At 69.5% G+C, this 13238-nt stretch carries 10 protein-coding genes; 6 read left to right on the plus strand and 4 right to left on the minus strand.

What is annotated here, in order from left to right:
* Positions 1-70: 70 nt before the first annotated feature.
* The 3 genes from ACFYY7_RS11500 to ACFYY7_RS11510 are packed head-to-tail and all read left to right on the plus strand — an operon-like array spanning position 71 to position 3472.
* Positions 71-778 (plus strand): succinate dehydrogenase, encoded by a 708-nt coding sequence (locus ACFYY7_RS11500; protein ID WP_388660020.1) that lies wholly within the window; start codon positions 71-73, stop codon positions 776-778.
* Between the two features lies 1 nt (position 779).
* The gene (locus ACFYY7_RS11505) at positions 780-2729 is read left to right on the plus strand and encodes a fumarate reductase/succinate dehydrogenase flavoprotein subunit (RefSeq protein WP_388660023.1); all 1950 of its coding nucleotides are present in this window, start codon (positions 780-782) and stop codon (positions 2727-2729) included.
* Complete coding sequence (locus ACFYY7_RS11510) at positions 2726-3472, plus strand: succinate dehydrogenase/fumarate reductase iron-sulfur subunit (protein ID WP_388660026.1); 747 nt, start codon at positions 2726-2728, stop codon at positions 3470-3472. The genes ACFYY7_RS11505 and ACFYY7_RS11510 overlap by 4 nt, the downstream gene beginning before the upstream one ends.
* Before the next feature lie 71 nt (positions 3473-3543).
* On the opposite strand, the gene ACFYY7_RS11515 is transcribed toward ACFYY7_RS11510, so the two are convergent.
* The 3 genes from ACFYY7_RS11515 to ACFYY7_RS11525 form a co-directional block, all read right to left on the minus strand.
* The gene (locus tag ACFYY7_RS11515) at positions 3544-5307 is read right to left on the minus strand and encodes a glycosyl hydrolase family 18 protein (protein ID WP_388660029.1); all 1764 of its coding nucleotides are present in this window, start codon (positions 5305-5307) and stop codon (positions 3544-3546) included.
* A 248-nt stretch (positions 5308-5555) separates the two neighbouring features.
* Positions 5556-7979 (minus strand): ABC transporter, encoded by a 2424-nt coding sequence (locus tag ACFYY7_RS11520; protein WP_388660032.1) that lies wholly within the window; start codon positions 7977-7979, stop codon positions 5556-5558.
* 178 nt (positions 7980-8157) lie between these two features.
* A complete protein-coding gene (locus ACFYY7_RS11525) occupies positions 8158-9549 on the minus strand; it encodes a polysaccharide pyruvyl transferase family protein (RefSeq protein WP_388660035.1) in 1392 nt (463 codons plus the stop codon).
* 251 nt (positions 9550-9800) lie between these two features.
* On the opposite strand from ACFYY7_RS11525, the gene ACFYY7_RS11530 reads away from it, so the two are divergent.
* Together ACFYY7_RS11530 and ACFYY7_RS11535 are read left to right on the plus strand one after the other, a co-directional pair.
* Positions 9801-10880, plus strand: a complete 1080-nt coding sequence (locus tag ACFYY7_RS11530; protein WP_388660038.1) for a hypothetical protein — start codon at positions 9801-9803, stop codon at positions 10878-10880.
* Between the two features lie 12 nt (positions 10881-10892).
* Positions 10893-11381: a hypothetical protein gene (locus ACFYY7_RS11535; protein ID WP_388660041.1), complete on the plus strand. Its 489-nt coding sequence runs from the start codon at positions 10893-10895 to the stop codon at positions 11379-11381.
* Positions 11382-11470: 89 nt separating this feature from the next.
* Here ACFYY7_RS11535 and ACFYY7_RS11540 read toward each other — a convergent pair whose 3' ends face one another.
* Positions 11471-11686, minus strand: a complete 216-nt coding sequence (locus tag ACFYY7_RS11540) for a dodecin (protein ID WP_093546549.1) — start codon at positions 11684-11686, stop codon at positions 11471-11473.
* Between the two features lie 201 nt (positions 11687-11887).
* Between ACFYY7_RS11540 and ACFYY7_RS11545 the strand changes: the two genes are divergently transcribed.
* A complete protein-coding gene (locus tag ACFYY7_RS11545) occupies positions 11888-13144 on the plus strand; it encodes an extracellular solute-binding protein (protein WP_388660044.1) in 1257 nt (418 codons plus the stop codon).
* The last annotated feature ends 94 nt before the right edge of the window (positions 13145-13238 follow it).

Genomic DNA, 13238 nt, shown 5'->3' on the forward strand with positions numbered 1-13238 from the left:
TCTCAGCCTATGAACATGAGCTGTTCCATGTCTTGGACTGATGAGGTGGATCGGTTCTAGCGTCGTGTCCATGGCATTGGCAACCCGGACGGACCGACGGCCGTCCATGACGCGTACGCTCTGGGACTCGTCCCTCGGCAAGAAGACGGTCATGGCCGTGAGCGGCCTGATCATGCTCCTCTACTTGGTCGTCCACATGATCGGCAACCTGAAGATCTTCTTCGGGTCCGGCGAGTTCAACCACTACGCGCACTGGCTGCGGACCATGGGCGAGCCCTTCCTGCACTACGAGTGGGCCCTGTGGATCGTCCGCGTCGTGCTCGTCGCGGCGGTGGTGCTGCACGCCGTCTCCGCGTACCAGCTCAGCCGCCGCGACATCAAGGCGCGCCCCGCCAAGTACGTGCACCGGAAGCCGCGTGCCACCTATGCCACCCGCACCATGCGCTGGGGCGGGATCATCCTCGCCCTGTTCATCGTCTGGCACATCCTCGACCTGACGACGGGCACCGTGCACTCCGGCGGATTCCAGTCCGGCCACCCGTACCAGAACGTCATCGACACCTTCTCCACCTGGTACGGCAACACGATCTACATCGTCGCCATGCTCGCCCTCGGACTCCACGTCCAGCACGGCTTCTGGAGCGCCGCCCAGACCCTCGGCGCGGGGAAAGCGACCCGTGACCGCGTCCTCAAGACCATCGCCAACGCCCTCGCCGCGGTGCTGACGCTGGGCTTCATCTCCGTACCCGTCGCCGTCATGACCGGAGTCGTGAGCTGACATGACCGACTACTCGCACTACGAGACCGGCGCACCCGTCGTCGACACCAAGGCCCCCGAGGGCCCCGTCGCCGAACGCTGGGACACCCGCCGCTTCCAGGCCAAGCTGGTCAACCCGGCCAACCGCCGCAAGCACACCGTCATCGTCGTCGGCACCGGCCTGGCCGGCGGCTCGGCCGGCGCGACGCTGGCCGAACAGGGCTACCACGTCGTCCAGTTCTGCTTCCAGGACTCGCCCCGCCGCGCCCACTCCGTCGCCGCCCAGGGCGGCATCAACGCCGCGAAGAACTACCGCAACGACGGCGACTCGATCCACCGGCTCTTCTACGACACCGTCAAGGGCGGCGACTTCCGGGCCCGCGAGTCCAATGTCCACCGGCTCGCCCAGATCTCCGTCGAGATCATCGACCAGTGCGTCGCCCAGGGCGTGCCCTTCGCCCGCGAGTACGGCGGCCTCCTCGACAACCGCTCCTTCGGCGGCGTCCAGGTCTCCCGCACCTTCTACGCCCGGGGCCAGACCGGACAGCAGCTCCTGCTCGGCGCCTACCAGGCGCTGTCCCGGCAGATCGCCGCGGGCAACGTCGAACTGCACGCCCGTACCGAGATGCTCGACCTGGTCGTCGTCGACGGCAAGGCCCGGGGGATCGTCGCCCGCGACCTCGTCACCGGGAAGATCGACACCTACTTCGCCGACGCGGTCGTCCTGGCCAGCGGCGGCTACGGCAACGTCTTCTACCTCTCGACGAACGCCATGAACTCCAACGCCACCGCCGTCTGGCGCGCCCACCGCCGCGGCGCCTACTTCGCAAACCCCTGCTTCACCCAGATCCACCCCACCTGCATCCCGCGCACCGGCGACCACCAGTCCAAGCTGACGCTGATGAGCGAGTCGCTGCGCAACGACGGCCGGATCTGGGTCCCGAAGGCCAAGGGTGACGACCGTCCCGCGGGCGAGATCCCCGAGGACGAGCGCGACTACTACCTGGAGCGCATCTACCCCGCCTTCGGTAACCTCGTCCCCAGGGACATCGCCTCCCGCGCCGCGAAGAACGTCTGCGACGAGGGGCGCGGCGTCGGCCCCGGCGGCCAGGGCGTCTATCTGGACTTCGCCGAGGCCATCGAGCGGATGGGCCGGGACAAGGTCGAGGAGAAGTACGGCAACCTCTTCGACATGTACGCACGGATCACGGCGGAGAACCCGTACGAGACCCCGATGCGGATCTACCCCGCCGTGCACTACACGATGGGCGGCCTCTGGGTCGACTACGACCTCCAGACCACCATCCCCGGCCTCTTCGCCATCGGCGAGGCCAACTTCTCCGACCACGGCGCCAACCGGCTCGGCGCGTCCGCGCTGATGCAGGGCCTCGCCGACGGCTACTTCGTCCTCCCGTCGACGATCAACGACTACCTGGCCCGCCATCCGCACCACGAGGCGGTCGACGCCTCGCACCCCGCGGTCGAGGAGGCCGTCGCCGACACCGAGGACCGGCTCAACCTGCTGCTCTCCGTCGACGGCGACCGCACCCCCGACTCCTTCCACCGCGAGATCGGTGAACTCATGTGGGAGTACTGCGGAATGGCCCGCACCGAGGACGGGCTGCGCACCGCTCTCGAACGCATCCCGCAGATCCGCGAGGAGTTCTGGCGCCGCATCAAGGTCCCCGGCACCGGCGAGGAGTTCAACCAGTCGCTGGAGAAGGCCAACCGCATCGTCGACTACCTGGAGCTCGCCGAGCTCATGTGCCTCGACGCACTGCACCGCGCCGAATCCTGCGGAGGCCACTTCCGCGAGGAGTCGCAGACCCCGGACGGCGAAGCCGCCCGCCGGGACGAGGAGTTCTCCTACGCCGCCGCCTGGGAGTTCTCCGGCACCGGTGAGGCCCCCGTCCTGCACAAGGAAGACCTCGTCTTCGAGTACGTCCACCCCACTCAGCGGAGCTACGCATGAAGCTCACCCTGCGCGTCTGGCGCCAGAAGAACGCCGGCGCACCCGGCGCCATGTCCACCTACGAGGTGGACGGCATCTCGCAGGACATGTCGTTCCTGGAGATGCTCGACACCCTCAACGAGGAACTGATCCTCGCCGGCGACGACCCCGTCGCCTTCGACCACGACTGCCGCGAGGGAATCTGCGGCGCGTGCAGTCTCGTCATCAACGGCGATGCGCACGGCCCCGAGCGCACCACCACCTGCCAGCTCCACATGCGGTCCTTCGAGGACGGCGACACTATCGACATCGAACCGTGGCGCGCCTCCGCCTTCCCGGTCGTCAAGGACCTGGTCGTGGACCGCTCGGCCTTCGACCGGATCATCCAGGCGGGCGGCTACATCTCCGCCCCGACCGGCACCGCCCCCGAGGCGCACGCCACCCCGGTGCCCAAGCCGGACGCGGACTTCGCCTTCGAGCACGCCGAGTGCATCGGCTGCGGCGCCTGCGTCGCCGCCTGCCCCAACGGCTCGGCGATGCTCTTCACCTCGGCGAAGATCAACCACCTCAACGTGCTGCCGCAGGGCGCCCCGGAGCGCGAGACCCGGGTGCTCGACATGGTCGGCCAGATGGACAGTGAGGGCTTCGGCGGCTGCACGCTCACCGGCGAGTGCGCTACCGCCTGCCCCAAGGGCATCCCGCTGCCGTCGATCTCGGCCATGAACAAGGAGTGGCTGCGGGCGACCCGCAAGGTCCGCCGCTGAGCGGAGCGCGAGTTCCCGGCCCCGGAGGCCGCCCGCCTCCGGGACCGGGAAGTCTCATCCGTTCCGGCGGATCAGGACGTTACGGAGATGTCGTCGCCGTAGACCGTGCCCTGTCCGTACCAGCCGTGCAGATAGACGGTCACCGTGCCGGAGGAACCGGTGGTGAACGTCACCGACTGCTTCGCGTAGCCGCTCGACGAACCCCAGGCGCTCGCCGTCGCGTTGCCGCGCACCCCGAGGTATCCGTAGCTGCCCTGCACCCAGCCGCTCAGCGTGTACTTGGTGTTGGCGGACAGGGTGAGGGTCTGCGCGCACTCACCGGTCTGCGACGCGGTGGCCGCCGCGGCGAGCGCGTGCGAACCGCCGTGCACCGGCGTGGAGACGACCGCGCCACCGGACTCGCATGTCCAGGGGCTCAGTGCACCCGACTCGAAGTCACCGTTCACCAGGGCACCGGTGCCGCCACCCGGGCCCGACACCGTCAGGGTGAAGCCGGCCGTGTGGCTGAGCGTGCCCGAGGCACCGGTCACATCGATCCGGTACGCGCCCGGCGCCGCGGACGCCGATGCGGCGAGCGTCAGCTTGGCCGTCCCGCCCGCGGTGACCGAGGTGGGGCTGAGCGTCGCCGTCACACCGGCGGGCGCACCGCTCGTCGTCAGCGCGACGGTCTTCGCGCTGCCGGAGGTGACCGCGGTGTTCACGGTCGCCGTCGTGGAGCCACCGGGTGCGACCGTCGCCGAACCGGGAGCCACCGTCACGGAGTAGTCGTCCGTCACCGGACCCCCGCCGCCCGTGAACGGAGCGAAGGTGTGGCTGAAGTACCACGTGTCCTGTGCGATGCCGGAGCAGGTGTCGTTCCCGCCGGTCCCGGGGCAGCCGCCGTTGTCGCGCTGGAGCGCCCAGAACGACAGGGTGCTCAGGCCCTTGGACACGGCCCAGTCGTAGACCACGGGCGCGTCCGCCGTCGTGAACGTCTCGGCCGGGCCGTAGTCGTCGATGCCCGGCATCTCGATGATCCCGGTCATGCCCCACAGCTGGGCGTCGGTCTTCGACGGGTACAGATCGGCCAGCTGGCCCTTGAGACCCGTGATCGCCGTCTTGGTGTCCTCGGCCATGTTGTGCGTGGCACCGTCGTAGTAGTCGAAGGTCATGAGGTTCACGACATCGACCTTGGTGCCGTTGGACACGGCGTTCTCCAGCACCGCGAGACCACTGTCGGCCAGACCGCTCGTGGTGGTGGGCAGGGTGTACGAGATCTGCACCGAGCGCCCGTTGGCGGCGGCCCAGTCCTGGACCTTCTTGATCGCCTTGTTGCGGCGGTCGATCCCGGCGCTGTTCTCCAGGGAGTTGTCCTCGATGTCCATGTCGAGGCGGGACACGTCGTACGTCGTGATGACCTTCTCGTAGGCCGCCGCGATGGAGTCGACGCTGGTACAGCTGTCGGCGATCTCGGTGCCGCCGTTGTCGGCCGTGTATCCGCCGAACGACGGGATCACGTCGCCGCCGCGCGAGCGCATGGTGGTGAAGTCGGCGCCGAACTCGGACTGGGCGATGGGTGTGCTCGAATCACCGTTCCAGTAGGGGGTGCAGGAACCGCGGGCCTCCGTCTGGATGAAGGCCATGGTCAGGTACTTGGCACCGGACGCCTGCGAGAGCGCGGCCGGGCTGTCGCCGTTCCACGCCTCGAAGTACGGGGCGAAGACGTGCGCGGGCAGGGGGGTGGCGGCGGTCTCTGCGGCCTGTGCGCCGGCGCCGGATCCGAGGATCAGACCTGCGGACGCGACGGCGGTGGCCAAGGCGCTCAGGAGGGCGCCGACTGTTCTTGGACGTCTCATGGGACAGCTCCCAGCGGGGTGAGGCAGCGGGCGGATCGCGCGGCTCGGCCGCGCCCGGGGAGGGGCGCGGCCCGTTCCTGTGATTCCCGGCCGGGGTCACGTGCCGCACGGCGTGGAGCGGCCGTGAGGCATGCCCATAATTGGTCTGGACCAACTGACTGTCAATGTTCTTTACTGTTTCATTCCCCATCGCTTGCCAGGGTCGGCAACTGACGTGGCAAATAGGCGAGTTGGTGACGACTGGACGGTCAGTCGAGACGGAGCGCGGTCCGGAGGTACGGGGCCGTACGGCTCTCCGGGGACCGGGCCACGTCCATCGGCGTCCCCGCCGCCACGATCCGGCCGCCCCGGTCGCCGCCGCCGGGGCCCAGATCGATCACCCGGTCGGCAGCCGCGACCACCGACATGTCGTGCTCCACGACCACCACCGTGTCGCCCGCGTCGACGAGACCGTGCAACTGCCGCATCAGCACCTCGACATCGGCGGGGTGCAGCCCCGTCGTCGGCTCGTCCAGCAGGTACAGGGTGTGGCCCCGGCGGATCCGCTGGAGCTCGGTGGCGAGCTTGATGCGCTGGGCCTCGCCGCCGGACAGCTCCGTCGCGGGCTGACCGAGCCGCAGATAGCCGAGCCCGACGTCGAGCAGGGTCCGCAGACTGCGCTCGGCGGCCGGCGTACCCGCGAAGAACCCGGCCGCCGACTCCACCGTCAGGTCCAGCACCTGAGCGATGTCCAGACCGCGCAGGGTGACCTCCAGGGTCTGCGGGTTGTACCGCGCACCGTGGCAGTCCGGGCAGGGCGCGTACGTGCTGGGCAGGAAGAGCAGCTCCACGGAGACGAAGCCCTCGCCCTGGCAGGTCTCGCACCGCCCGCCCGCCACGTTGAAGGAGAACCGCCCGGCCCGGTAGCCGCGCTCCCGCGCCGTCTCCGTCGCGGCGAACAGCTTCCGTACGACGTGGAAGAGCCCGGTGTACGTGGCCAGATTGGACCGCGGGGTACGGCCGATCGGCCGTTGGTCGACCTGTACGAGACGGTCCACCGCCTCCAGCCCCTGCGCCGAGGCGCACCAGGGCGCGGGGCGCTCCGCGGCCGGTTCCGCGGCGGCGCCGGTCTGCCGGTCGGCGAGCGCACCGGCCAGGACCTGGCCGACCAGCGTCGACTTCCCCGACCCCGAGACCCCGGTGACGGCCGTGAAGACGCCGAGCGGGAACTCGGCGTCCACGCCCCGGACATTGTGCCGGTCGACCCCGTTCAGCCTCAGCAGGCCCGACGGCGTACGCACCTTCCGCTGCGGCGCGGGCCCGTCGTCGAAGAGGAAGCGCCGGGTGGCGGACTCCGCCACCTCCGCGAGCCCGGCCGGTGGACCGCTGTGCAGCACCCGGCCCCCGTGCTCACCGGCCAGCGGCCCCACGTCGACCAGCCAGTCGGCCCGGCGCACCACATCCATCTGGTGCTCCACGACGAAGACCGAGTTCCCGGCCTCCTTCAGCCGGCCCAGCACCCCGAGCAGCGACTCGGTGTCCGCCGGATGGAGGCCGGCCGACGGCTCGTCCAGCACGTAGACGACCCCGAAGAGCCCCGAGCGCAACTGGGTGGCGAGGCGCAGCCGTTGCAGCTCGCCGGAGGACAGGGTCGGGGCGGTGCGGTCCAGGCTGAGATAGCCGAGGCCGAGCTCGGTGACCGTCTCGATCCGGGCGAGCAGATCCGCCGTCAGCACCCTGGCCGTCTCGCTGCCGCCCGCCGCGCGCAGCAGCTCGGCGAGCGAGGTCAGCGGCAGCGCGGCCAGCTCCGCGATCGTACGGCCCGCGAAGGTGACGGCCATCGCCTGGGGGCGCAGCCGGCTGCCGCCGCAGGCCGGACACGGGGCACTGGCCAGGAACCGTTCCGCCTTCGCCCGCAAAGTGCGGCTCTTGGAGTCCGCGAAGGTGTGCATCACATAGCGCCGGGCGCTCATGTACGTGCCCTGGTAGGGGCGTTGGATGCGCCCCGCCTCCCGGACCGGATGGACCGTCACCACCGGCTGCTCGTCGGTGAACAGGATCCACTCCCGCTCCTCGGCGCCCAGCTCGCCCCACGGCCGGTCGATGTCGTACCCCAGCGCGTCCAGCACATCGCGCAGGTTCTTGCCCTGCCACGCCCCCGGCCAGGCGGCGATCGCACCGTCCCGGATCGACAGCGAGGGATCGGGGACCAGCAGCTCCTCGGTGGTGCGGTGGATCAGGCCGAGTCCGTGGCACTGCGGGCACGCCCCGGCGGCGGTGTTCGGCGAGAAGGCGTCGGAGTCGAGCGGCTCGGCACCGGCCGGGTAGTCCCCGGCCCGCGAGAACAGCATGCGCAGGAAGTTGGAGAGCGTGGTGACCGTGCCGACGGACGAACGGGCGCCGGGCGCCGAACGGCGCTGCTCCAAGGAGACCGCGGGCGGCAGTCCGGTGACCTCTCCGACCGCGGGCGCGCCGACCTGATGGATCAGCCGGCGCGCGTACGGGGCGACCGACTCGAAGTAGCGGCGCTGGGCCTCGGCGTAGATCGTCCCGAACGCGAGGGAGGACTTCCCGGAGCCGGAGACACCGGTGAAGACGGTGAGGGTGTCGCGCGGGATGTCGACCGAGACGTCCTGGAGGTTGTGCTCACGGGCGCCGCGCACCCGGACGTACGGATCGTGGGGGGTGGACATGTGCGCGGGCACTCCGTACGGATCGGGGCAGGGCCGACGGCCTGGGGCCTGTCCGGCGGATCACGGTCGGACAGGCCGTAGGGGCAAACAGTCTGATTCTAGACATCGAGGGGCGGCCCGTGACTCCGGTGCCCCCTGCCGGGCCGGCCCTGCGGATCGGTGCGGGAAGCCCCTGGCCCTACCGGGAGGGACGCAGTGCGCGCTTGATGGGCCTGCCCACGACGCTGCGGGCGCGCTGGTACGTGGACCGCTGGGCGGGCAGCGAGGCGTTCTTCTGGACCTTGCGCTTGAGCCGGGTGTTCTCGGCGGTGAGTTCGGTCAGCTGGGTCTGGAGCCAGTTCAGCCGGGCCGCCATCATGGCGGGGTCGGAGCCGACCCAGGGGCGGACGCCCGGCGGGAAGGACAGCCCGCTCATCCGCTTCTCGAAGGCCGCGCCGCCGTCGCCGTGGGTGAAGGTGTTCTCCAGGCCGTTCTTGTCGAGGAAGTTCATGAACCGGTCGAACCGCTCCTGATGGCCGCGCATCAGTGGCCCGAAGTCCGCCGAGGCGTGGAGGTCGGCGGGGTCGAGGTCGGCCGGGACCTTGGAGAGCATCCGGTGCGGGATGTCGAAGTAGCGGCACAGCTCCAGCGTCCGGGAGTCGCCGCAGAGGACCGTGGCCGGCGTTCCGGCCAGCAGCGCCGCGATGTTGCCGTGGATCCGGGACCCGAAGGAGAAATCGAAGCCCCTCAGGTCGTCCATCCAGGTGACCGGGTCGATGTAGACCCGGACCTTGCCCTCCTCGAACATGGGGTGGTCGGGGTGGGTGGGGATGCCGGTCACCGCGGCGTTCGGGTGGGACAGGTCGCGCCAGTGCAGCTGACGGGCGTCGGAGAGGTTCTGGCCGATGAACCGCAGGTGCGGGTAGCGCGCGTGGGTGCGGTCGATGATCTGCCCGAGCTTGTGCTTGCGCACCGCGTCGTGCGATCCGTTGACGGCGACGCGGGACTCGGGCCCGAGCGCCCGGCCGTCCTCCCGGATGGTGAGCCTGCTGCCGTTGAGGAACATCGAGGGGCAGCCGATGACATCGACGTCGCGGAATCCCATGTCCCGCAGATACCGCTCGGTGAACTCGCCGCGCACACCGATGGAGGCGCTGTGGTCGAGTACGGCGGAGACGAACGCGTAGACCGTGGACTGCATCGGCTTCAGCCGGTCCGCGGAGTAGTTGACGCCGGTCTGGGCGCCGACGCCCGGGACCACGACGGGGATCTTCAGCTTCGAGATGAGCTGGGTGAGCCGCTCCAGCTGCGGTTCGAAGGAGGGCCGGAAGGCGTTGGCGAGCGGGATGACGAAGACGTCGTACTCGCTGTTGATCCGGTCGGCGTCGGCGACCCGGGTGGTGATCCCGTTCGACGCCACCTGCGAACGCGGTGTCTCAAGGATCTTGTGTGCGGCATCGCTGAAGATCAGGTTGCCCGAGTTGGTGGCGAACACGTCCTCGTGGAGAGCGCGCTCGACAGGTACTACGTCGTAGGGGCTCTTCCCTGATCGCAGGAGTATTCGCTTCACATCGTTAACGTTGGATGCCACAAAACTGAATATAGCTTTACAAACGCTGGTGCATCCATGCGGATCCTGTACAACCTTTTGCGATCCGTGCGGAACGTGAGGGCATGATCACCCATCCGTGCGCGCGAGCGGGTGTGCACGGTGAGCAACGGGTGCCGGGCGTGGCGCCCATGGGCTTGCTCGTGCGGCCCTCTTGAGCCCCCGGCGGCGCCGACCGTACGCTGCGTCGAGCGCGCAGGCACGCCTGCCGGGGAGGAGGTGGAAGCGCCGTCATGGCCGACTCACTGTCCGAGGACGACATTCTGGAAGCGGTCGCCCGGCACATCGGCCGCCCGGGGCAGGGGCCGCAGTTGCGGCGGACCGGCGCCGGTATCACCCGGCTTCCGATGCTCGACCTGAGCATCGTCCGCTCCGTGGAGACCCGCAGCACACAGCCGGAGTCCAGACCCGGCAAGTACGACATATCCGGACGGGAGACGTACGAAGGGGAGCTCCGAGACCATCCGGTCGAACCGCCGAAGGATCCGGCCCGGTCGCGGAAGGTGGAGCTGGTGCTCCACGGTTCCGTGCGGACGGTGGCCTGCGGCTGCGACGAAGGACGGCAGCCCTGTTCGCGCTGCCGGGCCAAGGGGAAACTGCGCTGCGAGACCGGACCGTTGTGCCCGGCCTGCAAGGGTGTGGAGCCGTGCACCTGGTGCGACGGCACGGGCGAACGCCGCAAGGACCGGGCACCGGCCGGATCGTCGCGGGAACGGGGCGCGGCCGGACGGACCACCTGCCTGAAGTGCCGCAAGCCCCGCACCGCCTGCCCGCAATGTCAGGGGTGGGGCACCAAGAAGTGCCCGAAGTGCGACGACACCGGATTCCGGGACTGCCCGGTCTGCGAGGGCGAGAGGTCCACGGAGCACACCCCGTGCGACGGCACGGGCCTGGTCACCCTGTGGACGGGCGGCTCGGTCGGGCACGCGCCGCAGCGGAGCACGGTGAAACTGCCGGACCCGGCACCGCCGCTGCGGGTCCGCCAGCAGACCGGACGCACCGGTGCGTGGCAGCGGGCCACGCTGACCTCGGCCGACGAGCCGATACCCGAGACGCTGGACCCCGCCCATGTCGAGGCCGTCGAATCGGCACTCGCGCCCCGGCCGGACGAGGTGGCCAGACGGGCCGAGATCGGGTGGCTGCAACTGGTGGCGGTCACGATCCCGGACGATCCCGACCACGTCTTCCATGTCTTTCCCGGACCCGACGGTCCCCAGGTGCTTCCGGTCTGGTCGAGACGCAGGTCCCTGCGGGTGGCCGCGGTGCTGGCCGGGGTCGTCGTCGTACTGCTGCTGGTGGCCGCGCTGGTCTGATTTGCTGGGGGTGTGAGAAGCGACCACCGGCCCCTGGCCGTATTCGACTTGGACGGCACCCTCGCGGACATCGGCCACCGGCAGCACTACCTGCAGGGGCGCCGGCGCGACTGGGACGGCTTCTTCGCCGCGGCCGTCGACGACCCGCCGCTCGCCGAAGGCGTACGGCTGGCGCTCGACAGCGCCGGGAGCTGCGAGGTCAGGTACCTCACGGGCCGGCCCGAGAGGTGCCGCCGGGGCACCGTTGCCTGGCTGGCGGAACAGGGGCTGCCCGAGGGGCGCGTGTACATGCGCCGCGACGGCGACCGCAGGCCGGCCCGGCACACCAAGCTGGAAATCCTGAAGCGGCTGGGCCGGGAGCGTGAGATCCGGATGCTGGTCGATGACGACGAACTCGTCTGTGACGCGGCCGAGCAGGCCGGTTTCACCGTGGTACGGGCCCGCTGGGCGAAGGCGTCGGCGGCTCTCCGGGACGCGCAGGAGCGGGAGGGCCGTACCTGATACCCGGCGGCGTGCGACCGGCCGGACACGGCCGCGGTCCGGTCGCGCCGCGGCGGCGGTGCGGGGCGGTGGGTATCAGGTGGCGGCCATCAGCTCGTCTCGTCGAGCCGGAAGCCCACTTTCAAGCCAACCTGGTAGTGCTCCACCCGGCCGTCCTTGATCTCGCCCCGCACCTGAGTGATCTCGAACCAGTCGAGATTGTGCAACGTTTCAGAAGCTCTTGCGACGCCTCTGCGGATGGCGTCGTCCACCCCCTCGTGCGAGGTTCCGACGATTTCGGTGACCCGGTAGGTGTGATTTGACATCTTATGTCTCCTCTCGTCCCTACTACGGTGCCCCAACCGGCCCGAGTCCGCGAGGGGTCGAAGTGGCGAATGCGCTGTGAACGGCGCTTGACCAAATCAATGGTCCATACCAAAATCCAGCCACGCCCGTGCGAGCGCCGCCCGCAGTCCCCCACACCGGGTCCTGAATTAAGCCGTGCCGTTTCGCAGAAGGTGAACCTGGTGAAGAACCGCATACTCGTCGGCGCCGTCGCGCTCGTCTCCACGTTTGCCCTGGGGGGATGTGGCCTGTTCTCCGGATCGGAGGCGTCCGGCAGCAAGAAGGTCACGATCTGGCTGATGAAGGACAGCGTCTCCGCCGATTTCCTGAAGCGGTTCACCAAGGCGTACAAGGAAGAGCACCCGTCCGTCGAGCTGGAGTTCAAGTTCCAGAGCTGGAGCGGAATCGGCCCGAAGGTCACCGGCGCACTCAGGGGCGAGGACACCCCGGACGTCATCGAGGTCGGGAACACCCAGGTCGCCCAGTACGCGGAGAGCGGCGGCCTGCGCGATCTCACCCTGGAGTCCGTACGTGACCTCGGCAGCGAGGACTGGCTGCCCGGCCTCGCCGACCCCGGCAGCATCGGCGGCATGCAGTACGGCATTCCGTGGTACGCGGCCAACCGAGTGGTGATCTACAACAAGGAACTCTTCGAGCAGGTAGGCATAGAGAACCCGCCGAAGACCCGGGACGAGTGGATCGCGGACAGCCGGCAGCTGAACCGGAACGGAAATCAGGGGATCTACCTCGCGGGCCAGAACTGGTATGTCCTCGCCGGATTCATCTGGGACGAGGGCGGCGAACTCGCCGAGGAGAAGGGCGGCCAGTGGGAAGGCGCCCTGGACAGTCCCGCCGCGCTGCGGGGCATGAGCTTCTACAAGGAACTCCAGGCGTTCGGTGACGGCCCGAAGGACGCCGACGAGGAAAAGCCCCCGCAGGCCGATGTGTTCGCCGAGGGGAATGTCGCACAGATCATCTCGGTGCCCGGCACCGTCGCGCAGATCGAGAAGAAGAATCCCGAACTCAAGGGAAAACTCGGCTACTTCCCGATCCCGGGCAAGACCGCGAAGGAGCCCGGCTCCGTCTTCACCGGCGGGTCCGACCTGATCGTCCCGGACAAGGCGGACCATCGTGCCGAGGGCATCGAAGTGGTCAAGGCGCTGGCGGGCCGGAAGTGGCAGGAAGAACTCGCCAGAACGATGAGCTACGTGCCCAACAAGCCCGACCTCGCCCGCGTCATCCTGGGTCAGGAAGGCACCGCGGCGATGGCCCGCGGCGCCACGAAGGGCCGCGCGACCCCCAACTCGCCGCAGTGGGCGGATGTGGAGGCCGACAACCCGATCAAGCCGTACATGACGGCAGTGCTGGAGGGCGGCGACCCACAGCGTGCGGCGAGGACCGCCTCGGCGAAGATCACCTCCAAGCTCACCGCGAGCTGACCCGCACGACGCACCCGGCCGCCCCCGGGATTCAGCCTTCGCACATTTCGGCTCTCCCGAGCGGTCATGTCGAATCCAGCCGGTCACGGAAGAA

The sequence above is a fragment of the Streptomyces sp. NPDC001933 genome, assembly GCF_042890955.1.
Classification (GTDB): domain Bacteria; phylum Actinomycetota; class Actinomycetes; order Streptomycetales; family Streptomycetaceae; genus Streptomyces.

Coding starts and splice junctions, on each gene's coding strand:
- ACFYY7_RS11540 (WP_093546549.1), bottom strand. CDS start 11,686: ATGTCAAATCACACCTACCGGGTCACCGAAATCGTCGGAACCTCGCAC.
- ACFYY7_RS11500 (WP_388660020.1), top strand. CDS start 71: ATGGCATTGGCAACCCGGACGGACCGACGGCCGTCCATGACGCGTACG.
- ACFYY7_RS11520 (WP_388660032.1), bottom strand. CDS start 7,979: ATGTCCACCCCCCACGATCCGTACGTCCGGGTGCGCGGCGCCCGTGAG.
- ACFYY7_RS11510 (WP_388660026.1), top strand. CDS start 2,726: ATGAAGCTCACCCTGCGCGTCTGGCGCCAGAAGAACGCCGGCGCACCC.
- ACFYY7_RS11530 (WP_388660038.1), top strand. CDS start 9,801: ATGGCCGACTCACTGTCCGAGGACGACATTCTGGAAGCGGTCGCCCGG.
- ACFYY7_RS11505 (WP_388660023.1), top strand. CDS start 780: ATGACCGACTACTCGCACTACGAGACCGGCGCACCCGTCGTCGACACC.
- ACFYY7_RS11515 (WP_388660029.1), bottom strand. CDS start 5,307: ATGAGACGTCCAAGAACAGTCGGCGCCCTCCTGAGCGCCTTGGCCACC.